Origin of the sequence: Stenotrophomonas sp. ASS1, from assembly GCF_004346925.1 — a bacterium.
GTDB lineage: Bacteria > Pseudomonadota > Gammaproteobacteria > Xanthomonadales > Xanthomonadaceae > Stenotrophomonas > Stenotrophomonas maltophilia_A.
This window is the reverse complement of sequence record NZ_CP031167.1, coordinates 1,855,694-1,881,987: the sequence shown is the minus strand read 5'-3', so window position 1 is coordinate 1,881,987 and position 26,294 is coordinate 1,855,694. Positions and strand designations below refer to the sequence as shown.

Below are 26,294 nucleotides of genomic sequence, written 5' to 3'. Positions count from 1 at the left end.
TTCAGCCATCCAGCTGCCAGTCCAGGCAGAAGTGCGCGCGCAGGCTCTCAACGACGGATGGCAAGGTACCTTGGCAAGTCACGCCGAAGTAGGTGGCCGCACGGGTGGTGCCTACGTATAGGTATTTGTCGAACAGCGCCGGTTGCAGCATGGCAAGCTGGTCAATGCCGACAAAGAACACCGCTTCGAATTCCAGACCTTTGATGTGCTGCACACAAAACACGCGCACGTTGCCTTCTTGCCCGACAGTCTGCCCCTCGCGGCAGGCGATCACCTGGATGTTGTGCTCGCTCAATGCGTTGTTGAGTGCCTCGGCCACAGGGACGACTTCCTCCTCGGCGTTCACAAAAATGGCAGTGGATGGCAACTGGCCGACGAAGCACTCGATCTCGCGTATGCGATCCGCCAGCCACGCCACAGTGGCCTCTGTGCTGGTGGCATGTTCTAGCAAGGCTGGCGCGACACCCGCACTGTCCACGTGCGCGGGCAAGCTGACGTCTTGCCCAGTGCCACCGACTGCCCGGATCATTGCGCGGGCTAGATCGTTCAACTGCTTGCTCTGCCGGTAGGAAACGGTGATTTCCTTGATGTCGAGATCGACGAACACCCACCTCAAGTCATCAGCGGAGCGTGCGCCCCAAGTGGTCAGGCGCTGGTTGAAGTCCCCGCAGGCAAAGAATGAGCGCAATCGTGGATCCGCTAGTGCCGCCATACTCGCAAGCTGGATGGGCGAGAAGTCGGTTGCTTCATCCACCAGAATCTGGTTGCGGTAATGCCCCAGAAACGGCTGGAGCGATGACCAAGCGGGACTGTCGATGGCGCGCAGGACGTCGGGCCTACTGATCAGGTCGCCTCCGGTGCGCAAGATGGCCAGCAATACGATGTCCAATTCTAGCGGGTGAATTTCATGCGCTTCAAAAGCTTCGTGGCGATACCAAGTATTGGCCGGCAGGCGTTCGCGTCTGAATGCGCGGTAGCGCTTCGGGATACCGTCAAGGTAGCGCTTGACCGGGTTGAAGAAGCGGCGCGCGCTGGACTGCACCAGAAGACTTGCGCCGACATCTGCACGATCTACCTCCGTCAGGCCACGATCCCCCAACCACTCTAGGATCTTGCCATTGCGAGACACTTTGCTGACCGTGCGCTTGGATGCGGTCGCCCGGGCTTGGGCACGCACCGCTTGCATGTATGCACTGAGCGCGGCTGCACGGACCGTGCGGGGTGCCGCAGCGTCTTCTTCCTCATCGGTATCCGGGTCGTCCTGGTCGTCCACATCCGTTGTTTGCGCGTGCTGCAGACTGTCGATCACTCGGGCCAACTCATCCAGAAAGGCTCGATTGCGGTTAAGTTGCAGGTTGAGTGCGGCCTTGATCTTGGCGTCAGAGCCTTCCTTCAGGCTGCCGGCGAGTGCCTGCACGTTGGTAACTTCTGCGGCCAGCAAGCCAAACAAGAGAACCAGTGCGCCATCGGCCGCCTTGGACAAAATATCTTGCAGACGTGCCCCGAGATTCAGTACCTCTGGGATCTTGGCATCGTGAAGCAGAGTGGCTGCATCATGCAGCTCCTGCACATAGGCTTTGCGCTGCCATGCATCGAAATCGTCAAACCAGTGAATGGGCCGCTCCAGTGCGGCTTCGCTCAAGTTGGACATTCCGTCTTTCAGGACAAAGGTGCCGCCACCGGATGCCGTTCTGAGTACGCCGAACGCATTTCGGGCCAGCCCGTGTCGATAGTCCTGCCACGTTCTGATGCACAGATCAGAGGCGGGAACGCCTTCACGCGCAAAAGCCTCCTTGAGGTACTGCTTGAGCAATTCGGTCGGCGTGAACATCAACCAGCTTTTGGTGTGGGTCGTGCCCTGGGCGGAGGCGACTGCGTCAACCAGACGTTGTTCACCTTCTTCCAAGAAAGCGGTGTCGAGTTTTTGGCCGAGGCGGCGGATCAGGGTCGTTGTTTTGCCAGTGCCAGGCGGCCCAAGAATCAGCAGGCGCTTATCGAGAGGAAGACGGAAAATTTCGTCCTGATACTGATCGAGAATGGGTTGATCCCGCAGCCCCATCTTGGTGATGACGCTACGGCGAACTCCGTCGATAATGTTGGCCTTGACGGCCTCCTCGGCCAGCAATTGGCCGAGAAGGTCTTCAGTAACTTCTGCTCCAACAACTTCCGTCAGCACCGTACGCAGGGACTCGATGGTGATCGGCCCGAAATCCTCTGCTTCAACCACGGTGTTGCGCGAGTCCCAACCATCGGCAAGTGCATTGGGATGGATCTGGGCGCGCTCGTGCACTTCAACGACGGCTCCATTGGGCAGCGTGAACTCTGCGCCAATTGACAATGAGGCCAGTCGCCCAACAGGAGCCCGGTAGCTGGCCAAGTTTGGAAAACCCGACACCGGCGTAGTGCGGCAGATGTAGTAGGTTTTCTGTTCGCCATCTTCATCAATAACCACCACGCGCGCGATAGCAGGCTCCTTAGCCAGCAACTGATAGCTCTCGCGGTTCGCCTGACTGATCTGATCCAGCCTTTGGATGGTTGAACTGGACGTCATGGTGTTGATGCTTGCCAGTGCCTCGAACCCAAGGGATCGTTCATCGCGCAGCTTGCTCTTGGCCGTTTTGGCGATGCTTTCGAGTCGCGCCAACGTTTCACTGGCAACCTGCTCGATGTGTTTCCTCGATTCGTCATTCAGGCTCTGCGTCATGCACCCTTCCTCCCGATCAATACTTCAAGTTAGTTCTTAAGCTGCCAAAAGTGCGCGTTGATCTCTACCTTGTACTCGAAGACGAGCGAGTGCATGGAAATGTGAGTCCGACCAACCTAAATGCGGCAATCATAGCCATTAAATGCGGCATTTCCCACGAAAATGCCTCATTAGCGGCGTTTGACCAACCATCTTCTGAAGCTTGTCTCGGTCTTGGGTAGCAAGCATGACTTACCGAGAAGGATCAACAGCAATACCGCAAACAAGCGGGCGCCGTTTGCTAGAACACCTGAAGCACAAGAATAGGGCGCCTCTCGGCGCCCTCGTTCTTTCAACTCATTCCCACTCAATAGTAGCCGGCGGCTTCCCCGAGATGTCATACACAACCCGCGACACCCCCCGCAACTCATTGATGATCCGGTTGCTCACCGTACCCAGGAACTCATACGGCAGATGCGCCCAATGCGCCGTCATGAAGTCGATCGTCTCCACGGCCCTTAGCGCAATCACCCACTCATAAGCACGCGCATCGCCCACCACGCCCACCGACTTCACCGGCAGGAACACGGCAAACGCCTGGCTGGTCTTGTCGTACAGATCCGCCTTGCGCAGCTCATCAATGAAGATGGCATCGGCCTTGGCCAGCAGTTCGGCGTACTCACGCTTCACTTCGCCCAGGATACGCACGCCCAGGCCCGGGCCCGGGAACGGATGGCGGTAGACCATGGTGCGCGGCAGGCCCAGTTCAACGCCCAGGCGGCGCACTTCGTCCTTGAACAGCTCGCGCAGCGGCTCCACCAGGCCCAGCTTCATGTGCTCCGGCAGGCCGCCCACGTTGTGGTGGCTCTTGATCACATGCGCCTTGCCGGTCTTGCTGCCGGCCGACTCGATCACGTCCGGGTAGATGGTGCCCTGCGCCAGCCACTTGGCGTTCTTCAGCTTGTTCGACTCTTCGTCGAAGATCTCAACGAACAGGTTGCCGATGATCTTGCGCTTGGCCTCCGGGTCGCTCACGCCTTCCAGCGCCGCGAAGTAACGGTCGGCGGCATTCACGCGCACGACCTTTACGCCCATGTTCTCGGCAAACATCGCCATCACCTGGTCGCCTTCCTGCCAACGCAGCAGGCCGGTATCCACGAACACGCAGGTCAGCTTCTCGCCGATGGCCTTGTGCAGCAGCGCGGCCACGACGGACGAATCGACGCCGCCGGACAGGCCCAGGATCACTTCGTCATCGCCCACCTGTTCGCGCACGCGGGCGATCTGGTCGTCGATGATGTTGGCGGCGGTCCACAGGGTCTGGCAGCCGCACACGTCCACCACGAAGCGCCGCAGCAGCGCCTGGCCCTGCAGGGTGTGGGTCACTTCCGGGTGGAACTGCACGCCGTACCAGCGCTTTTCTTCGTTGGCCATGGCAGCCACCGGAATGCGGTCGGTGGTGGCGGTGATGGTGAAGCCCGGGGGCGCAACGGAGACGTGGTCGCCGTGGCTCATCCAGACATTCAGCCTCGGCTCGCCGCCGTGGTCGCTCAGGCCCTTGAACAGTGCATCCGGGTTGATCACGTTCACTTCGGCGTGGCCGAATTCGCGCTGGTCAGCGGCTTCGGTGGCACCGCCCAGCTGCGCGGCCAGGGTCTGCATGCCGTAGCAGATACCGAAGATCGGCAGGCCGCTGTCGAACACTTCCTGCGGCGCGGCCGGGGCGCCCGGCAGCGTGGTCGATTCCGGGCCACCAGACAGGATGATGCCCTTGGCGCCGAACGCCGCGATCTCGGCCGGGTTGTGGTCCCATGCCCAGATTTCGCAGTAGACGCCCAGCTCGCGGATGCGGCGGGCGATCAGCTGCGTGTACTGGGCGCCGAAATCGAGGATGAGGATCTTGTCGTTATGGATGTTGGTCATGGTGCCGTTCCAGTGGTGTTTTTCGCAGCGCCCGGCGCTTCAAGGCTCCGCGTCAGCGTGGCGATGAACGCCTCGCGTTGTTGAATATGTGAGGTGTCTTCCTCGTCCCAGCGCAGCATCAGCAGGCCATGCGGTGCGTTGGGGTTGGAGCGGTCAGCGCGCGGCAGCTCGGCGATTTCCTGCACTTCGGTGCCGGGCACGGTGCGCCGTTGCAGCGCCGCCATCGAGACGCCCGAATCCGCAGCGCCCCAGGACGCCCAGCGCACGCTCATCCGTGCGGGCTCCAGCGCGCCCAGTACCGGCGTCAGCACCGGATCATCCGGCCCGTGCAGCAGCTCGGAAATGCATTGCAGGGTGACCTGCAGCGGGCGCTCGCCAGTACCTTTCAGCAGCCAGCGCTGTTCGCCAGCGGCCTGCACCTGCCAGCCCTTCGGCAGCGAGAATGCGTTCTGGCACGCCTGTACGTCCTTCACTTGCGAAACCGCCGCGCCCGGAGACCCGGAGCGCGGCGGCGGTTCGGACACCGAACAGCCTGCCATCAGCAGGCTGCCCGTAATCGCAAGAGCAGTTCGCAAGCGCATCAGGCGCGGTAGTTCGGCGGCTCTTTGGTGATCGTCACGTCGTGGACGTGGCTCTCACGCTGGCCGGCGCCGCTGATCTTCACGAACTTGGGCTTGCTGCGCATGTCTTCGATGGTGGCGCAGCCCACGTAGCCCATGGTGGCGCGCAGGCCGCCCATCAGCTGGTGGATGATGCCGCCCACCGGGCCGCGGTACGGCACGCGGCCTTCGATGCCTTCCGGCACCAGCTTGTCGGCGGTGGCGGCGTCCTGGAAGTAGCGGTCCTTCGACCCCTTCTCCATGGCAGCCAGCGAACCCATGCCGCGGTAGCTCTTGTACGAGCGGCCCTGGTACAGCTCGGTCTCGCCCGGCGATTCCTCGGTACCGGCCAGCAGGCCGCCGACCATGATGGTCGAGGCACCGGCGGCCAGCGCCTTGCCGATGTCGCCCGAGTAGCGGATGCCACCGTCGGCGATCAGCGGGATGCGGTCCTGCAGGGCTTCGGCCACCAGATCGATCGCGGTGACCTGCGGCACGCCAACGCCGGCGACGACGCGGGTGGTGCAGATCGAGCCCGGGCCGATGCCGACCTTCACTGCGTCCGCGCCGCTGTCCAGCAGCGCCAGTGCGGCTTCGCCGGTGCAGATGTTGCCACCGATGACCTGCACGTTCGGGAAGTTCTTCTTGACCCAGCTGACGCGGTCCAGCACGCCCTGCGAGTGGCCGTGCGCGGTATCAACCACGATCACGTCCACGCCGGCGGCGACCAGCGCTTCCACGCGGCGATCGGTATCGCCACCCACGCCGACGGCAGCGCCGACCAGCAGGCGGGTCGACAGATCCTTGGCAGCGTTCGGGAAGTCGGTGTTCTTCTGGATGTCCTTGACGGTGATCAGGCCACGCAGTTCGAACGAATCATTGACCACCAGCACCTTTTCGATGCGGTTGCGGTGCAGCAGCTGCAGCACTTCGTCGGACGCGGCGCCTTCCTTGACCGTGATCAGGCGATCCTTCTTGGTCATGATGTGGCGGACCGGATCGTCCAGCTCGGTTTCGAAGCGCATGTCGCGGTGGGTCACGATGCCGGCCAGCAGGCCGTCGCTGCCCACCACCGGCACGCCGGAGATGTTGTGCGCCTGGGTCAGGGCCAGCACGTCGCGGATGGTGGTTTCCGGGCCGACGGTGATCGGGTCGCGGATGACACCGGCCTCGAACTTCTTGACCTTGGCCACTTCCGCGGCCTGCTGTTCCAGGCTGAGATTCTTGTGGATGATGCCCATGCCGCCGAGCTGGGCCATGGCGATGGCCAGGCGGGCTTCGGTGACGGTATCCATGGCTGCGGACAGGATCGGAAGCTTCAGCTTCAGGTCGCGAGTCAACCGCGTTTCGAGGTTGACGTCCTTGGGCAGGATGGTCGAGTGGGCGGGGACGAGCGAGACGTCGTCGTAAGTGAGTGCTTCAGCCTGGATGCGCAGCATCGGCATACCCGAGATGTGGGGAAGCGCGACATTTTACCCTGTTTCTGGAGCCAAGAACAGCATTTTTGGTAGCCAGAATTGGATTTCTGCGCGACACAGTGTCGCGCCAGCGGTGATCCGTTCAGGGCACCCAAACGCACCGCCTTTGGTAGGTGCCAACCTTGGTTGGCACAAACAGGGAGGGGCCTTCACCCCATCTGGGGTCCAGCGGCGGACGGATCGTGCCAACCAAGGTTGGCACCCACCACAGGCAGGCCGACGACCGGCTCTTGGTAGGTGCCAACCTTGGTTGGCACAAACAGGGAGAGGCCCTCACCCCATCTGGGGTCCAGACACCGGACAGATCGTGCCAACCAAGGTTGGCACCTACCAGGAGCGGGTCATCCGCATGTCCACATTGTGCCGACCAACGGTCGGCACCCACCCCAAAAGGTCAGCTCAGCGCTTCCGCGGCTTCCAGGGTGTTCTGCATCAACGTGGCCACGGTCATCGGGCCCACGCCACCCGGCACCGGGGTGATCCAGCTCGCCCGCTGGGCAGCGGCCTCAAACCCGACATCACCCACCAGCCGGCCGTCATCCAACCGGTTGATACCGACATCGATCACCACCGCGCCCGGCTTCACCCACTCGCCCGGCACGATGCCGGGGCGGCCCACCGCCACCACCAGGATGTCGGCGTTGCGCACGGCCTGTTCCAGCACGTCCTTGGGGGTGAACTTGTGGCAGCTGGTCACGGTGCAGCCGGCAATCAGCAGCTCAAGGCCCATCGGGCGGCCGACGTGGTTGCTCACGCCCACGATGGTGGCGTTGCGGCCACGCACCGGCTGGTCGGTGTGGCCCAGCAGCGTGGTGATGCCGCGCGGGGTGCACGGGCGCAGGCCGAACTCGCGCAGGGCCAGGTGGCCGACGTTTTCCGGGTGGAACCCGTCCACGTCCTTGCGCGGGTCGATGCGCTGGATCAGCCGGCGCGCGTCGGGGATGCCCGGCAGCGGCAGCTGGATCAGGATGCCGTTGATCTTCGGATCGGCATTGAGCTGGTCGATCAGGTCGAGCAGCTCGGCTTCGGTGGTACCGGCCGGCAGATCGTAGTCATGTGCTTCGATGCCGACCTTCTCGGCGGCACGGCGCTTGTTGCGCACGTACACGGTCGAGGCCGGGTCGCCACCGACCAGCACCACGGCCAGGCCCGGGCGGCTGCCGCCAGCGGCCACGCGGGCGTCGACGCGCACCTTCAGGCTGTCGAGCAGGTCCTCGGCGATACGGCGGCCATCAAGGATGCGGGCAGGAAGCGGGGAGGCGGAATCGGTCATCGGGAGCGGGCGTGGGGCGGCGGGGACGCCATTGTCCCCGATTCAGGCCCCCTCGCCCACCGCCACGGCTTGGGTAATTCCCCACCTGGTAGTGCCGGCCGCTGGCCGGCAACCTCATGACGTCGGAACGTTTCCGTATTTGCCGGCCAGCGGCCGGCACTACCGACGGGTGGTGCGCTGAGGTAGCCGGCCAGCGGCCGGCACTACCGGGGCTACTCTTCCTCTTCCGGCACATCCTGCGGATTCAGTGTCTTGCTCTCCCGCTTCGGCGCGGTGAACGGCGTCGGCGTCGGTACGCCCTGCGGGCTGTTGCCGTAGATCATCCGTGCGCCGGCATTCAAGCCACCGCCGGCAATCTCCAGCTCGAAGCGCTCGGCATCACGACGGCGGATCTGCTCTGCAATCTCCACCGCATCATCCTCATCCGCCCCCAGTTCCACCAGCGCGGCCTGGCCGAACAGCACTGCCGATTCAAACGTCTCGCGGATCTGGAAATCGACACCGGCATGGATCAACCGCAGCGAATGCTCGCGGTCGAACGAACGCACCATCAGCTTGGCCTGCGGGAACTCATGCGCCACCAGTTCAACGATGCGGTCAGCCGCCTCGGCCTTGTCCACGCACACCGCAATAGCCCGCGCGGTGGCGGCACCCGAGGCATGCAGCACATCCAGACGCGTGCCATCACCGTAATAGACTTTGAACCCGAAGCGCGCCGCGCTCTGGATCATCTCCACATCGTTGTCGATGATGGTCACGTCCACGTCGCGCGCCAGCAGCGACTGGCTGGCGACCTGCCCGAAGCGGCCGAAGCCGATCAGCAGCACGCTGCCGGACAGGCCATCGGCTTCGTCCACGCCGTCCATGTTCACCGTCGGCTTCGGTGCGATGCGCTTGTAGACCAGCACCACCAGCGGGGTCAGTGCCATCGACAGCACCACCACGGCGGTGAAGTTGGCATTGATCTCCAGGTCGATCACGCCGGCCGATGCGGCGGCGGAGAACAACACGAAGGCGAACTCGCCGCCCTGCGCCATCAGCACACCACGATCCAGCGCCTGCGCGTGATCGCTGCCCATCACGCGCGCCACCACGTAGATGCACAGCGCCTTGGCCGCCATCAACGCCAGCACCAGGCCGAGGATCAGCTGCCAGTTGCCAGCCACCACGCCCAGGTCCAGCGCCATGCCCACGCTGAGGAAGAACAGGCCGAGCAGGATGCCGCGGAACGGTTCGATGTCCGCCTCGATCTGGTGACGGAAGGTCGACTCGCTCAGCAGCACGCCGGCCAGGAACGCGCCCATCGCCATCGACAGGCCGGACAGCTGCATCAGCAGCGCCGCACCCAGCACCACCAGCAGCGCGGCGGCGGTCATCACTTCGCGCGCCTTCGATTCGGCCAGCACGCGGAACAGCGGGTTGAGCAGGAAGCGGCCAACCAGCACCAGGCCGACGATGGCGCCGACGCCGATCGCGACCGACAGCCAGCGCGAGCCTTCGCCGTCGGCACTGCCTGCGCTCGGGCCCATCCACGCCACCAGCGCCAGCAACGGCACGATCAGCAGGTCTTCGAACAGCAGGATGGAAACGATCTTCTGCCCCGACGGCAGCGCGATGTCACCACGCTCGGCCAGCAGCTGCATCACCACCGCGGTAGAGGTGAGCACGAAGCCGGTGGCGCCGATGAAGGCCACCTGCCACGGCAGGCCGAACAGTTTGGCGATGCTGGTCAGCACCAGCGCACAGGTGACGATCTGCAGCGTGCCCAGCCCGAAGATTTCCTTGCGCAGGCTCCACAGGTGCGAGGGCCGCATTTCCAGGCCGATCACGAACAGGAACATCACCACGCCGAGTTCGGCGGTATGCAGGATCGCCTGCGGGTCGGAGAACCAGCCCAGCCCGAACGGTCCGATCGCCAGGCCGGCAGCGAAGTAGCCCAGCACCGAGCCAAGGCCGGCCCGGCGGAACAAGGGCACCATCACCACCGCCGCGCCCAGCAGGGCCACGACCTTGACCAGCTCGCTGGTCGCTGCTTCTACCGCCATGCGGTGTGTTCCCCAAGATCCAGAATCGGGTTCAACAATAGAGCAATGCCGATGACGGCAATAGCACGCATGTTGCGCCGGATTGTCTTGGAGGTGGAACGATGCCAGGAGTGACCCCCGGCATCATCCCGAAACCATGCATGCGTGCCGATGGGTGCCAACCATGCATGCGCATCGGCGGGCGCCAACCATGCACCCGCTTCGGTAGGTGCCAACCTTGGTTGGCACAAGAGCGCCGACCAAGGTCGGCATCTACCAAGGCATTCCCCGGCCAGCCTCACCCACCCCGGCAGAACGCGGCGTAATCGATATGCCCCGGGAACGGCAAGCCCGGCGCGCACACCGGGCAGTGCGAGTCCGGCCGGATGCCGGATTCCGGATTCCGAAACCATGCATGCGCGCCGATGGGTGCCAACCATGCATGCGCATCGGCGGGCGCCAACCATGCACCCGCTTCGGTAGGTGCCAACCTTGGTTGGCACAAGAGCGCCGACCAAGGTCGGCATCTACCAATCCACTCCCCAGCCAGCCTCACCCGCCCCGGCAAAACGCGGCGTAATCGATATACCCCGGGAACGGCACGCCCGGCGCGCACACCGGGCAATGCGGGTCCGGCCGGATGCGGGATCCTGAAACCATGCGCCGCTTCGGTAGCTGACAACCATGCGCCCGCTTCGGTAGGCGCCAACCATGCACCCGCTTCGGTAGGTGCCAACCTTGGTTGGCACGAGAGCGCCGACCAAGGTCGGCATCTACCAAGGCATTCCCCAGCCGAACTCACCCGCCCCGGCAAAACGCGGCGTAATCGATATACCCCGGGAACGGCACGCCCAGCGCGCACACCGGGCAATGCGGGTCCGACCGGATGCCGGTATCGCGGAAGCGCATGCCCAGCGCATCGAAGCGCAGCAGGCGGCCGACCAGCGGCTCGCCGATGCCCAGCAGCAGCTTCAGCACCTCGGTGGCCTGCAGCACCCCGGCCAGGCCAGGCAGCACACCCAGCACCCCAGCCTCGGAACAGTTCGGCGCGAACTCCGGCGGCGGCGGCTCCGGGAACAGGCAGCGGTAGCACGGCGCCACGCCACGCTGGCGGCCAGCGTCAAACACGCTTACCTGGCCGTCAAAGCGCTCGATGGCGGCATACACCAGTGGCTTGGCGTGCTTGATGCAGGCGTCGTTGAGCAGGTAGCGCAGCGGGAAGTTGTCCGAGCCGTCCAGCACCACATCCACGCCCTCCAGCAGCGCATCCACATTCTCGGATGTGACCCGCTCCGGCACCGCCTCGACCTCGATCGACGGGTTAAGCGCCAGCAATCGCTCGCGCGCGGAATCGACCTTGAGCTGGCCGACGCTGGCTTCGGTATGCACGATCTGCCGATGCAGGTTGCTGCGCTCCACGCGGTCATGGTCGGCAAAGCGCAGATGCCCTACCCCGGCCGCAGCCAGATAGAAGCCGGCCGGCGCGCCCAGGCCACCCGCCCCCAGCACCAGCACGCGCGACTGCTGCAGCGTACGCTGGCCAGCCTCGCCCACCTGCGGCAGCAGCAGGTGGCGCGAATAGCGGTCGTAGAAGTCGCGGTCGGCGGCGCTGGCCAGCGGCTGCACCAGCGGCAGCGACTGCTCGCGCCAGGCCACGGTGCCGCCGCTCACGGAAGCCACATTGGTATATCCAGCCTTCACCAGGAACTGCGCGGCATCGGCCGAGCGCTTGCCGCTCTGGCAGATCAGCAGGATCTCCTGGTCGTGCTTTGGCAGATGCGTGGCCGGGTCGGCCTGCAGCTCCCCCTTGGCCACGCCGCGCGCGCCCTCGGCCATGCCCCCGGCCCGTTCATGCGCCTCGCGCACATCGATCAGCACGGCGCCATGGGCCAGGCGCTCGCGTGCCTGCGCGGGGGAAAGCTCTTGGATGCTCATGGCCGCATTATCGCGCAGACACCCTCGACGCGCCTTGCCCCGAACATGGCACCATGCGGGCGTTGCTCCCTGCATCCCGGAACCGCTGCATGCGCTCTGCCACCGAATTCTGGCGTGACCCGCGCATGCCCTTCGTCGAAAGCCGACGGGCGTGCGGCAGCCGCGCCTGCCATCGCCCGCACAGCCATGACACTTTCTCGATCGGCGCCGTGGACGCCGGCAGCAGTGTGTTCACCGGCGCGGCGGAAGGACCGCGCCTGCTGCAACCCGGCAATCTGGTCGGCGTACCCGCAGGCCGCGTGCATGCCTGCAACCCCCTGCCCGGCCAGGTCTGGAGCTACCAGATGTTGCACCTGGATGCGCGCTGGATGGCCGAAGTCCGCGCCGAGTATGACGGCCTGCCCGGACCCGACTGGCAGCAGGAACCCATCCGGATTTCCAGCCATCGCCTGCGCTACCAGCAGTACTGCCAGCTCAACGAGACGCTGTTCTCCGACGATGCGGTCAGCGTCAAGGAAGCAGCCCTGATCGCGTTCGTCGGCGATCTTGATGAACACGATGGTGTAGCCGTCGCCGGCCCGCCTGAAGACGCCGCACTACAGCAGCGGGTGCAACCGGTGATGGACGTTCTGCGCCAGCGGCTTGAACACACCCCGGCCCTGCAGGAACTCGCATCGCTGGCAGGCATGAGCCGCTACCAGCTGATCCGCGCCTTCCGACGTGCCACGGGCCTGACGCCACACGCCTGGCAGATCGACCAGCGCATCCAGGAGGCTCGCCGACGGTTGTGCGAAGGCCAGGCACTGGCCGTGGTCGCGCATGCACTGGGCTTTGCCGACCAGAGTCATTTCCAGCGGGTCTTCAAGGCCCACGCCGGTGCGACCCCAGGCCAGTACCGGCGCTGAGCCTGCAATAACGTTCAATACCACCGCGCGGCACATCCCCAGACTGGCGCCCCAGCCAGCCGCCGCCGGACCCGATGGAACAGTTCCTGATCATCGCCACCGTTCATTTTTTCGCCCTGCTCTCACCCGGTCCCGATTTCTTCCTCGTTGCACGCACCGCGATCACCTCTGGCTGGCGCACCGCCAGTGGCGCCTGCGCAGGCATCGCCGTTGGCAACGGCGTCTTCATCGTGGCCGCTTTCACCGGAATTGCCATGCTGCGCGCAGGCAGCGCAGGGTTCATTGCGGTGCAGTTGGCGGGCTGCGGCTTCCTGCTGTACCTCGGCACGCTGTTCCTGCGCCATGCGGGCTCGACGACGCTGCAGGCACCTGCCGCGGAATCGCGCGCAGGCGATACGCACGGGTGGTGGAAGGCGGCAGGGCTGGGCGCCCTGTCTGCGCTGCTGAACCCGAAGAATGCGCTGTTCTACGCAACGTTGGCGGCAATGCTCAATGGCCCCCAGGCCAACGCCGCAACGAAGTTCTTCTATGGCGCGTGGATGTTCGGCATCGTCCTGCTTTGGGATCTGCTGGTCGCCGCGCTGGTCGGCCACCCGTGGGTGCTGCGTCGGTTCGCACGCGCCCTGCCCTGGCTGGAGCGGGCCGCAGGGCTACTGATGATCGCACTGGCGCTATGGATCGTCGTGTCGCTGCGGGCCGGCTGATGCCGGCGATTCGCGCCTGTCGCAATGGCGTTCAATACCGCGCGTTCACACCCGCCCACACTCTGCACTTTCTGTAGGTCAGTGGCAGGTTTACGTGCAGCAGTTCTTCATCGTCGCGGTGCTGTACGGCTTCGCCATGCTCCTGCCTGCTTCGCATCACGCGAAGATCCTGCGCACCGCGATGGGCGCGGGCGGGCACGCCGCCATGGCCGCGTCGTTCGGTATCGCCTTCGGTACGGGCGTCATCTGTGCGACGGCTTTCGTTGCAGCGGGCATGCTGGGAAACCGCGGCCTGTGGACGCTGGCGATGCAGTGCGCGGGCTGCCTCCTGCTGCTGCGCCTGGCGGGCATGTGCCTGCGCGACGCCGGCTTGACCCCGTTCTCTCCGCTTTCCCTGCAGATGCCCTCGGGCCTGCGCGCCCGCTCCCGTTGGCCGCACGCCGAAGCAGGATGCCTGCTGGCGCTCGCCAGCAGCAGCAACTGGATGCTGCAGTTCGCGATTGCAGCCCTGGTTACAGGCCTCGTTGCCGACACGGGCACCCAGGCCGCTTACGTGGCCTGCCTGAGTGGCGTCGCGCTGTCGCTCGGCCTGCTGATGGCGTGGCTCGGCAGCCATCCGCGCAGGGCACAGGGGTGTTGCCGATTGCTTCCATGGCTGGAGCATGCCGCGGGCCTGCTGATCGGGGCGGTGTCGGTGGCGTACCTGGCAGGTGCACTGGGTACGACCCTGGTATGGGCAAGCATCACCGGGCAGGTGCAGCTGCCGGAATCGATCCCCGCCACAAGCCAGGTGCAACCGGCTTCAACATCGCGGCGCGGCCGAGGCATCCCATGCGCATTGCCGCATTGCCGCGCTCGTCGCAGCAGTCCGCCCTGATCGAGATCTGTAGACGTGGGGGTAGTGCCGGCCGCTGGCCGGCAACCTCGTGAACACGCCAGGCATCATCGGGTTGCCGGCCAGCGGCCGGCACTACCACAAACAAGAAAGGCGGCCCTGCGGCCGCCTTTCTCTGCATCACTTGCCCTTGACGTGCTTCATCAAGCGCCGCTTGGCCTTGACCTGCCGCTCGGTGAGGACGTTCTTCTTGCCCTCGTACGGGTTGGTGCCCTCGCGGAAGATGAAGCTCACCGGCGTGCCGATCAGCTTGAAGCGCTTGCGGAAGAAGTTCTCCAGGTAGCGCTTGTACGATTCCTGCAGCTCCTTCAGGCGCGTGCCGTGCACGATGAAGGTCGGCGGGTTTGCACCGGCCGGGTGCACGTAACGCAGCTTGGAGACATGGCCGCGGATGGTCGGCGGCGGGTTGGTCTCGTACGCCACTTCCAGCGCCTTGTTCACTTCGCTGGTGGTGAAGGTCTTGTTCGCCGATTCGTGCGCGCGGTGCACCGCGCGGAACAGCTCACGCAGGCCCGAGCCATGCTTGGCCGAGATGCGCACCGACTCGGCCCACGGCACGAAGCCCAGCTTCAGCGACAGCATGGTTTCAGCCTGCTCGCGCTGATACTCGGTCAGACCATCCCACTTGTTGATGGCGATCACCAGCGCGCGGCCGGCGTCGAGCACGGCACCGAGCACGGTGGCGTCCTGGTCAGTCACGCCTTCGGTGGCGTCGAGCATCAGCACGGCCACCTGGCACTGCTCGATCGACTGCATGGTCTTGACCACCGAGAACTTCTCGACGACCTCGTCCACGCGCGAACGACGGCGCAGGCCGGCGGTATCGATCAGGCGGTATTCGCGGCCGTCACGCTCCAGGTCCACGGCGATCGAGTCGCGGGTGGTGCCCGGCACGTCGGAGGCGATCATGCGCTCCTCGCCGAGGATGCGATTGACCAGGGTGGACTTGCCCACGTTCGGGCGGCCGACGAAGGCGATGCGGATGCGGTTCGGATCGTTGTCCAGCTCTTCGCCGCTGCCTTCTTCCGGCAGGCGCTGGACCACTTCGTCCAGCAGGTCGTCCAGACCCTGGCGATGCGCGGCCGACACGGTCAGCATCTCGCCGAAGCCGTAGCGGGCGAACTCCGAACGCACGGTGTCCTCGTCGGTGCCGTCAATCTTGTTGATCAGCAGCAGCGTCGGGCGCGACAGCTTGCGCAGCCAGGCCAGGATCTCGTCGTCCATCGCCGAGGTACCCTCACGGGCATCGACCACGAACAGGATCAGGTCGGCTTCCGCCGCAGCGGCACGGGCCTGGCGGGTGGTAGCCCCTGCCAGACCCTCTTCCTCTTCCGCGATACCGCCGGTGTCGACGACGAGGAAATGATTGTCCTCGTCCAGACGGCAGACACCGTAGTTGCGGTCGCGGGTGACGCCGGGCTGGTCATGGACCAGCGCGTCACGGGTGCGCGTAAGCGCATTGAAAATAGTCGACTTGCCGACATTCGGCCGTCCAACCAGGGCGACCAAAGGCAGCATCGCGATTACTCCAATTTTTAATTTGCCAACCGGAAGGCGGTCAGCTTGCCATCAACGTTCTGCACCAGCAGCACCCCGTCTACGACGATTGGCTGGGCCAGCAGGGCGTCACCGCCGCTCTTTGCCCGTGCCGCCATCGCACCATCGGAGGTCTGCAGCCAGTGCACGTATCCCTTGTAGTCGCCGACCACGACGTAGTCGCCGTGCAGTGCCGGGCCGGTCAGCGAGCGACGGGCCAGTGCGGTCTGCGACCACATCGCCGCGCCGCTGGCCTTGTCCAGGCCGAACACGCCGCCCTTGTTGTCGGTGACGAACACATTGCCAGACGAGACCGCCACGCCACCGGCACCGCCATGGTCGCGCGCCCACAGCGGGCGACCGGTCGGGCCTTCAATGGCCATCGTCTGGTTCTTGAAGCTGCTCACGAACAGGGTGTTGCCATCCAGCACCGGCGCACCGTCGACATCGGCCATGCGCTCCAGCTCGGTACGGCCTTCACCGTTGCCCACATTCTGTTCCCACAGGGTGCGGCCATCCTGCTGGGCCAGGGCGGCAACCGCGCCCTCGTCCTTGCCGATGAACAGCACGCCCGGGCCGGTCACCACCGGCGCGTTGCCACGCACGGTCAGCGCCGGCAGCTCGCTCGGGTTGAACCACTTCTGGGTGCCGTTGCCGGCATCGAACGCGGTGATGCGGCCGTCATTGCTGCGCACGTAGACCGCGCCCTGGGCGATGGCCGGCGCGGCGATGACTTCACCCGGAACACGGGCGCGCCACTTCTCGCTGCCGTCGTTGATGTCCAGGGCGATGACCTGGCCATCGAGCGTGCCGATCACGACCAGGTTCTCACCGACCCCCGGGCCGCCGGACAGGCGCAGCTTGGCCTTCTTCTTTTCCTTCTTCGGCTCCCAGGTCCAGACCTTCTTGCCGGTCTGCAGGTCGATGGCGTGCACGCCACCGGTGAGTGCCGCAGCGAACACGTGGCCGTTGGCCACGGCCGGGCCCTGGCGCACGCCGATGCGGCGCTCGCCCTTGCCGAGGTTGACCGACCAGGCCTTGTTGACCTTCACGGTCGGCTCGAACTTGACCAGCTCAGCCGGTTCCTGTGCCTTCTTCGCGGCCGCGTCCTTGCCGGCGAACCAGCCCTTCACGGTGCTGCAGCCGGTCAGGGCCATGCCCATCAGGAGCACGGTGGCGACGCGGGTGATCATGACCTTCTGACTCATCAAACCGACTCCGCAGGGGCGGCAACGGTGCCGCCGGCGTCCATAACCTTGGTTTCCAGCAGGCGCCGCTGCGGCGCTGCCACGTCCAGCGACTTCAGCGCTTTCTCGTACTGTGCACGGGCGTCGTCACGCTTGCCCTGCGCCATCAGCGCGTCGCCATGGATTTCCAGGCTGCTGCTGTCGGTGGCGCTGCCCAGCAGCTTGATCGCCTCGTCACTCTTGCCGGTGGCCACCAGCAGGCGGGCCACACGCTGGTCGACCACGCGCTGCAGGTCACCTTCGACCTTCACGCCGCGCAGGGTGGCCAGGGCTTCTTCGTTCTTGCCGGCGTCGACCTGGGCCTTGGCCAGCTGCAGCGCCGCGAGGTCGCCGTAGATGCTGGACGGGCCGGCTTCGAGCGCCTTGACCGCCTTGGAGGCGTCGTCGAGCTTGTTCTGCTGCAGGCCAACGAGCGCCTTCTGGTACTCGACATTGGCCGAGGCCAGCTTGCCGCCCTGATCCTTCTGGTACCACTGCCAACCGGCAATGGCACCGATGGCGATCACTACGCCACCGAGGATGCTGGCGCCATTCTTCCGCAGCCAGCTGCGGACGCGTTCACTTTGTTCGTGCTCGTCGAGCAGATCGTCGATCGCCATGCGTACTCTCGCCCCGCCCATCGGGAGGGACCATTGGGATTAATCGAAGGTGGTGAAACCGCGCCTCAGTGCGAAACCGGGACTACGGAGCCTTCAGAGGATACCTGAAAGCGTGCCACGTTGGCTCGCTGGTAGGGGGTCAGATCGACGATAGCGCCGTTCTGCTGAACCTGGACCGCCGAGGCGTTGCCCAGGGTCACCCGGGTCACCTGGCCCGGCGTGAAGCTGCGGCTCTCGCCGGATTTGATCAGCGCCTTCTCGACGGTAGCGCCGTCCGGGCCGCCGATATCGACCCAGCTGTCGCCGCTGAACTGCATGTCCAGCGTGTTGGCGGCAGCCGCTGGTGCCGGGGCTGAACGCGGCACCGGGGCCAGCGAGGCTACGTACGGGGTGGCGGCCGGCTTGCTGGCCGGGGCGCTCGCCACGTCAGCCACGGCGGCCGGCTCGACGCCGGCGGCAGACGGGGTCACCGGCACAGCGGCCGGGATCGCGTCCAGCGAAGCGGTGTTCGGCGACGGCGTCGCACTGCCATCAAAATGACCACGGGTGGCGAACCACACCGGCACCGCCAGAACCGCGGTGATACCGACATACAGCACGCGACGGCCGAGATTCTCGGCAATGCGGCGCGCACGCGGGGTGTGGGTATGGCTGACCAGGGTGGGCGGAACCACCGGGCCGACCTGGGCCTGCTCCAGCAGCTGGCTCACATCCACGTCCAGCAGGCGCGCGTAGCTGCGCAGCTGGCCGCGCACGAACACCGGCGCGCCCAGCTTCTGCCATTGTTCCTCTTCCAGCGACTTGACCACCTGGACCGGCATGCGCAGGCGCGAGCCGACATCTTCGAGGGTCAGTCCGGCCGCCTCGCGGGCCTGGCGCAGGCGGCTGCCGCAGCCGGCCGCAGTCTCGAGAGCGCTCACAGTCTGGTCATCAATCACAATGCATCAACCCTGGAGTTAGGAGCCCGCTTCCTGCGGAAATTCCTGTCGAATGCGCTGAAGATAGCGGTCAGATGCCGCCCGATCACCCAGCCGCGCTTCGATTTGAGACGCAAGTTGTAACACGGAACGCGTTGCGGGTGCAGCCGCAATCCTACGTTCGGCGAAGGCCCGGGCCTCCATGAAGCGGCCCTGGCGGAAGCTGAGCTGGGCCATCGCCTCCAGCGCGACCGGGTTTCCCGGCAGCGTTGCCAGCGCCGCACGCAGGTCGCGCTCGGCACGTTCGAACTGGCCGGCATCCAGCGCGCAGCCCCCGGCATTGGCCTGGGACTCGGCCGGCGTGGCGTAGCCCGGCGCCTGCAGCGCACGATCGAACCAGACCAGCGACTCGGCCGGCCGGCCCTGCTGGCACAGCCACGCGCCGTAATTGTTGAGAATGTCCCCGCGCTGCGGCGCCTGCTCGGCAGCCCTGCGGAAGCTCTCACCAGCCTGCTGGGTCCGGCCACGGCGCTCGTCGATGCCGGCCAGCAGCACCAGCGCATCGGGCGACTCGGGGGCCAGCTTCAGCGCCTCGCGCGCCTTGCGTTCGGCCGCATCGAGGTTGCCTACCTGCATGTCGCGGGCGGCCAGGGCCAACAGGTCCTGCAGGCGCACCTGGCGGCGCACGCTGTCCGGATCACGGACCGAGTAGACCGGCGCCTCGCTGGGGCCCAGCTTGGCCTTGGGATGGGATTTGCAGCCACCGACCGCAACGGCCAGCACGCCTGCGAACAGAACCAGCCAGAGGCGGTCAGGCCGCGGCATCGCTCCCCTTCCCCGCCTGCAGCGTCTTGTTGAACTCCGCCTGGCGGCGGGTGCGGTCCATCACCTGGCCCTTGAGCTGGCCACAGGCGGCGTCGATGTCGTCGCCACGGGTGCGGCGGACCATGGTCAGCACGTTGCTGTCGAGCAGGATCTTCTGGAAGGCACGGATGTGCGCTTCTTCCGAGCGCTCGTAGCGGGTACCCGGGAACGGATTGAACGGGATCAGGTTGACCTTGCCCGAATCCTTGGCCTGCACCGCGTTGTCGAACTGGCGCATCAGGCGGGCCAGCTCGCGGGCATGCTCGGGCTTGTCGTTGATGCCCTTCATCAGGGTGTATTCGAAGGTGACCGATTCGCGGCGCTTGTTGGCGCGCAGGTAGCGTGCGCACGAGGCCATCAGCTCGGCGATCGGATACTTCTTGTTGAGCGGCACCAGCGTCTCGCGCAGCGCATCGTTCGGCGCATGCAGCGACACCGCCAGCGACACGTCGCTTTCGGCAGACAGGCGGTCGATCTGCGGCACCAGGCCGGAGGTCGACAGGGTCACGCGCTTGTTGGCCAGGCCGTAGCCCAGGTCGTCGCGCATCACGCTCATGGCGCGCACGACGTTGTCGAAATTCATCAGCGGCTCGCCCATGCCCATCATCACCACGTTGGTGAGGCGGCGCATCTGGTGCGGCACGTTGCCCAGGTGGCGTGCGGCAACCCACACCTGGCCGATGATCTCGGCGGTGGTCAGATTGCGGTTGAAGCCCTGGGTGGCGGTGGAGCAGAACGTGCAGTTCAGGCCGCAACCGACCTGCGAGGACACGCACAGCGTGCCGCGGGTCTTGTCCGGGATGTACACGGTCTCGATGGCGTTCTTGCCATCCACGCCCATCGCCAGCAGCCACTTGTGGGTGCCGTCGGCGGAGGGCTTGTCGAACACGATGTTGGGAACCAGCACCTCGGCATGGGCCTGCAGCTTGGCGCGCAGGACCTTGCCGAGGTCGGTCATTTCATCGAAATCGGTGACGTAGCGATGGTGGATCCACTTCATCACCTGATGGGCACGGAACTTCTTCTCGCCGAGAACCTCGACGAAAAACTTCTCCAGGCCCGCGCGATCGAGGTCGAGCAGGTTCTGCTTGCCAGCCGTGGGTGCCGACTTCGGCAGCGGCTGGATGGCGGGGGACTGTACGACCTCGTTCACGGCATTACTCTCAGCGCGAAACGACTTCGGTGGCGGCGAAGAAGTAGGCGATTTCAATCGCGGCATTCTCGACCGAGTCCGAGCCGTGGGCGGCGTTGGCATCGATGGATTCGGCGAAGTCGGCGCGGATGGTGCCCGCAGCGGCTTCCTTCGGGTTGGTGGCGCCCAGCAGGTCGCGGTGGGCCAGGACGGCGTTCTCGCCTTCCAGGGCCTGGATCATCACCGGGCCGGAGATCATGAACTCGACCAGCGCGTTGAAGAACGGACGCTCGCGGTGCACGGCGTAGAAGCCTTCGGCTTCACGGCGCGACAGCTGCTTGTACTTGGCGGCCACGACCTTCAGGCCGGCCTTCTCGAAGCGGGCGTAGATTTCGCCGATGACGTTCTTGGCAACGGCGTCCGGCTTGATGATCGAAAGGGTGCGCTCCAGCGCCATGGGATGTCTCCAATGGAATCGGGCCGCTGATGGCCCGAAGGGTAACATGAAAAAAACCCGCGTCGGGACGCGGGCTTAGCCTGATAAACGTAGGCGAATTGTAAAAGATAAAGCGGCAGCGTGGTAGTGCCGGCCGCCGGCCGGCAGGCTGGCGCCCCACGGGCTGCCTGCGGTTGCCGGCCAGCGGCCGGCACTACCCTTTGCGCCCATTCACCCACCTGAGTGAAATCTGACCGGTCCGGGCATTTTTGCTGCACTGCAAAATGCCATACGCTACCGTCTGGTCCTAGTATCAAACAATCGTTTGATTAAGGTCCGCCCGCCGATGGCCAAACCCGCCCACTTCTCGACCAAGGACCGCATCCTCGGCGCGGCCGAGGAGCTGTTCGCACAGCACGGCTTCGCCGGCACGTCGCTGCGCCAGGTGACCAGCCAGGCCGACGTCAACATCGCTGCGGTCAACTACCACTTCGGCTCCAAGGAAAACCTGGTCAACGAGGTGTTCCGCCGCCGCATGGACGAGATGACCGGCGCCCGCCTGTCGCAGCTCGAGCGCGCCCGCAGCGAACACCCCGGGCAGCTGCGCCCGGTGCTGGCCGCCTTCGTCGAGCCGGCACTGGCGCTGGCCCAGGACCGCCAGAACGGCGGCGCCTTCGTGCGCGTGATCGCCCGCGCCTACGCGGAGAAGAACGACAACCTGCGCAAGTTCCTGTCCGACCACTACGGTCACGTGCTGCGTGCGTTCGGCAAGGCGATTGCCGAATGCGCACCCGACCTGAGCAAGGAAGAGCTGTACTGGCGCCTGGATTTCCTGGCCGGCTCGCTCACCTATGCCATGGCCGACTTCGGGCTGATCAAGCGTCCCGCCGGTGTCACCGAAGCGGCGCATCGTGCCCATGCCGCCCACGAACTGATCCATTTCGCCGAAGCCGGGTTCCGCGCCGCCGCACGCGCCAGCGCCCTGCCCGCTTCCCCTTGATTCCACCCAGTAACTGCTGACCAACAAAGGCCCTACACCATGTCCAATTCCCTGCTAGTCCGCCGCGCCGCCGTGCTGGGTGCCGGCGTCATGGGTGCCCAGATCGCCGCCCACCTCACCAACGCTGGCGTCGACACCGTGCTGTTCGACCTGCCCGCCAAGGAGGGTCCGGCTGACGGCATCGTGCTGAAGGCGATCGCCAACCTGGGCAAGCTGAGCCCGGCGCCGCTGGCCAGCAAGTCGCTGGCCGAAGCCATCACCCCGGCCAACTACGAGTCCGGCCTGGAGCAGCTGAAGGACTGCGACCTGATTATCGAGGCCATCGCCGAGCGCATGGACTGGAAGCAGGACCTGTACAAGAAGATCGCGCCGTTCGTGGCGGACCACGCGGTGCTGGCCTCCAACACCTCGGGCCTGGGCATCAACAAGCTGGCCGACGTGCTGCCCGAGCAGCTGCGCCACCGCTTCTGCGGCGTGCACTTCTTCAACCCGCCGCGCTACATGCACCTGGCCGAGCTGATCCCGGCCACCACCACCGACGCCGCCGTGCTGGAAGGCCTGGAAGAATTCCTGGTCACCACCCTGGGCAAGGGCGTGGTGTACGCCAAGGACACCCCGAACTTCATCGGCAACCGCATCGGCGTGTTCTCGATCCTGTCCACCATCCACCACACCCAGCAGTTCGGCCTGGGCTTCGATGAAGTGGACGGCCTGACCGGCCCGCTGGTCGGCCGCCCGAAGTCGGCCACCTACCGCACCTCCGACGTGGTCGGCCTGGACACCATGGCCCACGTCATCAAGACCATGGGCGACACCCTGCCCAACGACCCGTGGCATGAATTCTTCAAGTCGCCGAAGTGGCTGGACGCGCTGATCTCCAAGGGCGCGCTGGGCCAGAAGACCGGCGCCGGCATCTTCCGCAAGGTCGGCAAGGACATCGTCGTCCTCGACCTGGAAAAGCAGGACTACCGCGCTGCTGATCGCACCGCCGCACCGGAAGTGGTCGAGATCCTGAAGATCAAGAACCCGGCGGAGAAGTTCGCCAAGCTGCGCGAAAGCCAGCACCCGCAGGCGCAGTTCCTGTGGGCGACCTTCCGCGACCTGTTCCACTACAGCGCCTACCACCTGGCCGACATCGCCGAGACCGCGCGCGACGTCGACCTCGCCATCCGCTGGGGCTACGGCTGGTCGCTGGGCCCGTTCGAAACCTGGCAGGCCGCCGGCTGGAAGCAGGTGGCACAGTGGATTGCTGATGACATCGTCGCCGGCAAGAGCATGAGCAACGCCCCGCTGCCGGATTGGGTGTTCGATGGCCGCGACGGCGTGCACGCCGCCGAGGGCAGCTACAGCCCGTCGCGCAACGCCAAGCTACCGCGCTCGTCGCTGCCGGTGTATCAGCGCCAGCGCTTCCCCGATCCGCTGCTGGGCGAGAAGTTCGCGCCGGGCGAGACCGTGTTCGAGAACGACGGCCTGCGCATGTGGCACGACGGTGATGGCATCGCCGTGGTCAGCTTCAAGACCAAGATGAACACCGTGTCCGACCAGGTGCTCGACGGCCTGCAGGAATGTGTCAGCCGCGCCGAGAAGGACTTCCAGGGCCTGGTGATCTGGCAGCAGAAGGAACCCTTCTCCGCCGGTGCCGACCTGGCCGGTGCATTGGGCCTGCTGCAGGCCGGCAAGGTCGACCAGTTCGAAGAGATGGTCGCCAACTTCCAGCGCACCAGCCAGCGCATCAAGTACTCGCTGGTGCCGGTGGTGGCTGCCGTGCGTGGCCTGGCGCTGGGTGGTGGTTGCGAGTTCCAGATGCACAGCGCCAAGACCGTGGCCTTCCTGGAAAGCTACATCGGCCTGGTCGAGGCCGGCGTCGGCCTGCTGCCGGCCGGTGGTGGCCTGAAGGAACTGGCTGTGCGCGCCTCGCAGGCCGCAGGCCCGGGCGGTGACGTGTTCGCCGAACTGAAGAAGACCTTCGAAACCGTGGCGATGGCCAAGGTCTCCAACTCGGCGGTCAACGCCAAGGAACTGGGCCTGCTGCGCAGCACCGACAAGGTGGTGTTCAACAGCTACGAGGCCCTGCATATCGCCAAGGCCGAAGCGCGCGCCCTGGCCGAAGCGGGCTACCGTCCGCCGCTGCCGGCACGCCGCATCCAGGTGGCCGGCGACGTGGGTATCGCCACCTTCAAGATGATGCTGGTCAACATGCTGGAAGGCCGTTTCATCAGCCCGTACGACTACGAGATCGCCGAGCGCATCGCCACCGTGCTGTGCGGTGGCAAGGTCGACCGCGGCACCCTGGTGGACGAAGAGTGGCTGCTGACCCTGGAGCGCAAGCACTTCGTCGAACTGGCCCAGCAGGAAAAGACCCAGGCCCGCATCGCGCACATGCTGAAGACCGGCAAGCCGCTGCGTAACTGATTGATGGCGGGTGCCGGCCCCTGGCCGGCATCCCTCTGCCTCTGGTAGGTGCCCACCTTGGTGGGCACACCGGCAAAACCAATTCGAGAGATCACTGCAATGACCAAGCAAATCCAGGACGCCTACATCGTCGCCGCCACCCGTACCCCGGTTGGCAAGGCGCCCAAGGGCATGTTCCGCAACACCCGCCCCGACGACATGCTTGCGCACGTGCTGCGCAGCGTCGTCGCCCAGGCCCCGGGCGTGGACGTCAACCGCATCGATGACGCGATCATCGGCTGCGCCATGCCGGAAGCCGAGCAGGGCATGAACGTGGCGCGCATCGGCGTGCTGCTGGCTGGCCTGCCCAACACCATCGCCGCGCAGACCGTGAACCGCTTCTGCTCCTCCGGCCTGCAGGCCGTGGCGCAGGCCGCCGACGCGATCCGCCTGGGCAATGCCGACCTGATGCTGGCCGGTGGCACCGAATCGATGTCGATGGTGCCGATGATGGGCAACAAGATCGCCATGGCGCCGAGCGTGTTCGACAACGACCACGTCGCCATCGCCTACGGCATGGGCATCACCGCCGAAAAGGTGGCTGAAGAGTGGAAGGTCTCGCGTGAAGACCAGGACGCCTTCGCCCTGGCCTCGCACCAGAAGGCCATGGCCGCGATCCAGAACGGTGAGTTCAAGGACGAGATCAGCCCGTACGAAATCGTCTCGCACCTGCCTGACCTGGCCGACGGCCAGCGCATCATCACCCGCAACAAGATCGCCGACACCGACGAAGGCCCGCGCCCGGACTCTTCGGCTGAAGGCCTGGCCAAGCTGCGCCCGGTGTTCCGCAACGGCCAGTTCGGCGGCACCGTCACTGCTGGCAACTCGTCGCAGATGAGCGACGGCGCCGGTGCCGTGCTGCTGGCCTCGGAACAGGCGATCAAGGATTACGGCCTGACCCCGCTGGCTCGTTTCGTCAGCTTCTCGGTAGCCGGCGTGCGCCCGGAGGTGATGGGCATCGGCCCGATCGCCGCGATCCCGAAGGCACTGAAGCAGGCCGGCCTGACCCAGGACCAGCTGGACTGGATTGAACTGAACGAAGCCTTCGCCGCGCAGTCGCTGGCGGTGATCCGCGATTGCGGCCTGGACCCGAACAAGGTCAACCCGCTGGGTGGCGCGATTGCCCTGGGCCACCCGCTGGGTGCGACCGGCGCGATCCGTACCGCGACCCTGCTGCACGGCCTGCGCCGTCGCCAGCAGAAGTACGGCATGGTGACGATGTGCATCGGCACCGGCATGGGCGCAGCGGGTATTTTCGAGGCGCTGTAAGGTTCAAAGCGTTGCCGGCGGACGTTTCGGTTTGCTGTGGGGCCCCGGGTGGGTGAGACTGCCCGGGACACGCCGCAAGTACATCCCTGTAGGCTTGGCAGCGGCATCCATGCCGCTGACAGTCCCGGCCAGCCTCACCCGCCCGTGCCAGCCAACATTCCGCGCGGCGGAGGGGTGAGCAAAGGCAGGATCAAAGTCTTGGGTCAGAGCCCTTTGCTGCGCAAAGGGATCCGCCCCCAACAATCAAAAAAGGCAGCCAGAGGCTGCCTTTTTTGATTGTGCTTCTGCCTTTGATTCCGCCCTTCCCGTCCGCGCCGCACGGAAACTGTCGAGAGGGGGCGGATGGCCCTCTCCAAAACCGTTGGCGCCATGGATGGCGCCATCGAGCACCATGGAAGGGCTTTGGCGTGTTTTGGAGAGGGCC

Annotated in this window: 20 protein-coding genes; 6 read left to right on the top strand and 14 right to left on the bottom strand. The window is 65.5% G+C overall.

The genetic code is table 11. The annotated features are described in order from the left end of the window. Window position 1: 1 nt before the first annotated feature. The 7 genes from MG068_RS08965 to moeB form a co-directional block, all read right to left on the bottom strand. The gene (locus MG068_RS08965) at window positions 2–2,704 is read right to left on the bottom strand and encodes an ATP-binding domain-containing protein (RefSeq protein WP_132809947.1); all 2,703 of its coding nucleotides are present in this window, start codon (window positions 2,702–2,704) and stop codon (window positions 2–4) included. A 336-nt stretch (window positions 2,705–3,040) separates the two neighbouring features. Next, window positions 3,041–4,606, bottom strand: coding sequence for a glutamine-hydrolyzing GMP synthase (gene guaA, locus MG068_RS08960; RefSeq protein ID WP_132809946.1), 1,566 nt, complete (start codon window positions 4,604–4,606; stop codon window positions 3,041–3,043). Beyond that, window positions 4,603–5,079, bottom strand: a complete 477-nt coding sequence (locus MG068_RS08955; protein ID WP_206138695.1) for a hypothetical protein — start codon at window positions 5,077–5,079, stop codon at window positions 4,603–4,605. The genes guaA and MG068_RS08955 overlap by 4 nt, the downstream gene beginning before the upstream one ends. A 107-nt stretch (window positions 5,080–5,186) precedes the next feature. After that, window positions 5,187–6,644 carry an IMP dehydrogenase gene (gene guaB / locus MG068_RS08950; protein ID WP_005409308.1) on the bottom strand — a complete coding sequence of 486 codons (1,458 nt, stop codon included), beginning with the start codon at window positions 6,642–6,644 and terminating at the stop codon, window positions 5,187–5,189. A gap of 433 nt (window positions 6,645–7,077) precedes the next feature. Continuing rightward, window positions 7,078–7,956, bottom strand: a complete 879-nt coding sequence (gene folD / locus MG068_RS08945; RefSeq protein ID WP_132809944.1) for a bifunctional methylenetetrahydrofolate dehydrogenase/methenyltetrahydrofolate cyclohydrolase FolD — start codon at window positions 7,954–7,956, stop codon at window positions 7,078–7,080. 212 nt (window positions 7,957–8,168) lie between these two features. Next, window positions 8,169–10,001: a monovalent cation:proton antiporter-2 (CPA2) family protein gene (locus MG068_RS08940; protein WP_132809943.1), complete on the bottom strand. Its 1,833-nt coding sequence runs from the start codon at window positions 9,999–10,001 to the stop codon at window positions 8,169–8,171. Between the two features lie 777 nt (window positions 10,002–10,778). Further along, window positions 10,779–11,915, bottom strand: coding sequence for a molybdopterin-synthase adenylyltransferase MoeB (gene moeB / locus MG068_RS08935; protein ID WP_132809942.1), 1,137 nt, complete (start codon window positions 11,913–11,915; stop codon window positions 10,779–10,781). An 89-nt stretch (window positions 11,916–12,004) separates the two neighbouring features. Here moeB and MG068_RS08930 point away from each other — a divergent pair, with 89 nt between their 5' ends. From MG068_RS08930 to MG068_RS08920, 3 genes are all read left to right on the top strand, one after another. Then, window positions 12,005–12,820 (top strand): helix-turn-helix domain-containing protein, encoded by an 816-nt coding sequence (locus MG068_RS08930; RefSeq protein ID WP_132809941.1) that lies wholly within the window; start codon window positions 12,005–12,007, stop codon window positions 12,818–12,820. A gap of 74 nt (window positions 12,821–12,894) precedes the next feature. Beyond that, window positions 12,895–13,524: a LysE family translocator gene (locus tag MG068_RS08925; RefSeq protein WP_132809940.1), complete on the top strand. Its 630-nt coding sequence runs from the start codon at window positions 12,895–12,897 to the stop codon at window positions 13,522–13,524. A gap of 94 nt (window positions 13,525–13,618) precedes the next feature. Next, window positions 13,619–14,401: a hypothetical protein gene (locus MG068_RS08920; RefSeq protein WP_049399471.1), complete on the top strand. Its 783-nt coding sequence runs from the start codon at window positions 13,619–13,621 to the stop codon at window positions 14,399–14,401. Between the two features lie 138 nt (window positions 14,402–14,539). Here MG068_RS08920 and der read toward each other — a convergent pair whose 3' ends face one another. From der to ndk, 7 genes are all read right to left on the bottom strand, one after another. After that, the gene (gene der / locus MG068_RS08915; RefSeq protein WP_049453247.1) at window positions 14,540–15,937 is read right to left on the bottom strand and encodes a ribosome biogenesis GTPase Der; all 1,398 of its coding nucleotides are present in this window, start codon (window positions 15,935–15,937) and stop codon (window positions 14,540–14,542) included. A 17-nt stretch (window positions 15,938–15,954) separates the two neighbouring features. Further along, window positions 15,955–17,163 carry an outer membrane protein assembly factor BamB gene (gene bamB / locus MG068_RS08910; protein ID WP_032130494.1) on the bottom strand — a complete coding sequence of 403 codons (1,209 nt, stop codon included), beginning with the start codon at window positions 17,161–17,163 and terminating at the stop codon, window positions 15,955–15,957. After that, window positions 17,163–17,801: a YfgM family protein gene (locus MG068_RS08905; RefSeq protein WP_049399466.1), complete on the bottom strand. Its 639-nt coding sequence runs from the start codon at window positions 17,799–17,801 to the stop codon at window positions 17,163–17,165. Before MG068_RS08905 ends, bamB begins: the two co-directional genes overlap by 1 nt. 65 nt (window positions 17,802–17,866) lie before the next feature. Further along, the gene (locus MG068_RS08900) at window positions 17,867–18,739 is read right to left on the bottom strand and encodes a RodZ domain-containing protein (protein ID WP_032130492.1); all 873 of its coding nucleotides are present in this window, start codon (window positions 18,737–18,739) and stop codon (window positions 17,867–17,869) included. Between the two features lie 18 nt (window positions 18,740–18,757). Further along, complete coding sequence (pilW, locus tag MG068_RS08895; protein WP_121503074.1) at window positions 18,758–19,543, bottom strand: type IV pilus biogenesis/stability protein PilW; 786 nt, start codon at window positions 19,541–19,543, stop codon at window positions 18,758–18,760. Beyond that, window positions 19,530–20,735 carry a dual-specificity RNA methyltransferase RlmN gene (gene rlmN / locus MG068_RS08890; RefSeq protein WP_005409296.1) on the bottom strand — a complete coding sequence of 402 codons (1,206 nt, stop codon included), beginning with the start codon at window positions 20,733–20,735 and terminating at the stop codon, window positions 19,530–19,532. The genes pilW and rlmN overlap by 14 nt, the downstream gene beginning before the upstream one ends. A gap of 10 nt (window positions 20,736–20,745) precedes the next feature. Beyond that, window positions 20,746–21,171, bottom strand: a complete 426-nt coding sequence (gene ndk / locus MG068_RS08885) for a nucleoside-diphosphate kinase (protein WP_008265389.1) — start codon at window positions 21,169–21,171, stop codon at window positions 20,746–20,748. A 325-nt stretch (window positions 21,172–21,496) separates the two neighbouring features. On the opposite strand from ndk, the gene MG068_RS08880 reads away from it, so the two are divergent. The 3 genes from MG068_RS08880 to MG068_RS08870 all read left to right on the top strand — a co-directional run bounded on the left by MG068_RS08880 (window position 21,497) and on the right by MG068_RS08870 (window position 25,870). Continuing rightward, window positions 21,497–22,150: a TetR/AcrR family transcriptional regulator gene (locus tag MG068_RS08880; protein WP_032130490.1), complete on the top strand. Its 654-nt coding sequence runs from the start codon at window positions 21,497–21,499 to the stop codon at window positions 22,148–22,150. Between the two features lie 39 nt (window positions 22,151–22,189). Continuing rightward, window positions 22,190–24,562, top strand: coding sequence for a 3-hydroxyacyl-CoA dehydrogenase/enoyl-CoA hydratase family protein (locus MG068_RS08875; RefSeq protein WP_049399461.1), 2,373 nt, complete (start codon window positions 22,190–22,192; stop codon window positions 24,560–24,562). 99 nt (window positions 24,563–24,661) lie between these two features. Then, window positions 24,662–25,870: an acetyl-CoA C-acyltransferase gene (locus MG068_RS08870; protein ID WP_049399460.1), complete on the top strand. Its 1,209-nt coding sequence runs from the start codon at window positions 24,662–24,664 to the stop codon at window positions 25,868–25,870. The last annotated feature ends 424 nt before the right edge of the window (window positions 25,871–26,294 follow it).

Bases quoted from the DNA above. Each gene is read 5' to 3' on its own strand.
- MG068_RS08965 (WP_132809947.1), bottom strand. From the start codon at position 2,704: ATGACGCAGAGCCTGAATGACGAATCGAGGAAACACATCGAGCAGGTT.
- MG068_RS08925 (WP_132809940.1), top strand. From the start codon at position 12,895: ATGGAACAGTTCCTGATCATCGCCACCGTTCATTTTTTCGCCCTGCTC.
- MG068_RS08940 (WP_132809943.1), bottom strand. From the start codon at position 10,001: ATGGCGGTAGAAGCAGCGACCAGCGAGCTGGTCAAGGTCGTGGCCCTG.
- MG068_RS08880 (WP_032130490.1), top strand. From the start codon at position 21,497: ATGGCCAAACCCGCCCACTTCTCGACCAAGGACCGCATCCTCGGCGCG.
- MG068_RS08870 (WP_049399460.1), top strand. From the start codon at position 24,662: ATGACCAAGCAAATCCAGGACGCCTACATCGTCGCCGCCACCCGTACC.
- folD (WP_132809944.1), bottom strand. From the start codon at position 7,956: ATGACCGATTCCGCCTCCCCGCTTCCTGCCCGCATCCTTGATGGCCGC.
- MG068_RS08930 (WP_132809941.1), top strand. From the start codon at position 12,005: ATGCGCTCTGCCACCGAATTCTGGCGTGACCCGCGCATGCCCTTCGTC.
- pilW (WP_121503074.1), bottom strand. From the start codon at position 19,543: ATGCCGCGGCCTGACCGCCTCTGGCTGGTTCTGTTCGCAGGCGTGCTG.
- ndk (WP_008265389.1), bottom strand. From the start codon at position 21,171: ATGGCGCTGGAGCGCACCCTTTCGATCATCAAGCCGGACGCCGTTGCC.
- bamB (WP_032130494.1), bottom strand. From the start codon at position 17,163: ATGAGTCAGAAGGTCATGATCACCCGCGTCGCCACCGTGCTCCTGATG.
- MG068_RS08875 (WP_049399461.1), top strand. From the start codon at position 22,190: ATGTCCAATTCCCTGCTAGTCCGCCGCGCCGCCGTGCTGGGTGCCGGC.
- der (WP_049453247.1), bottom strand. From the start codon at position 15,937: ATGCTGCCTTTGGTCGCCCTGGTTGGACGGCCGAATGTCGGCAAGTCG.
- moeB (WP_132809942.1), bottom strand. From the start codon at position 11,915: ATGAGCATCCAAGAGCTTTCCCCCGCGCAGGCACGCGAGCGCCTGGCC.
- guaB (WP_005409308.1), bottom strand. From the start codon at position 6,644: ATGCTGCGCATCCAGGCTGAAGCACTCACTTACGACGACGTCTCGCTC.
- guaA (WP_132809946.1), bottom strand. From the start codon at position 4,606: ATGACCAACATCCATAACGACAAGATCCTCATCCTCGATTTCGGCGCC.
- MG068_RS08905 (WP_049399466.1), bottom strand. From the start codon at position 17,801: ATGGCGATCGACGATCTGCTCGACGAGCACGAACAAAGTGAACGCGTC.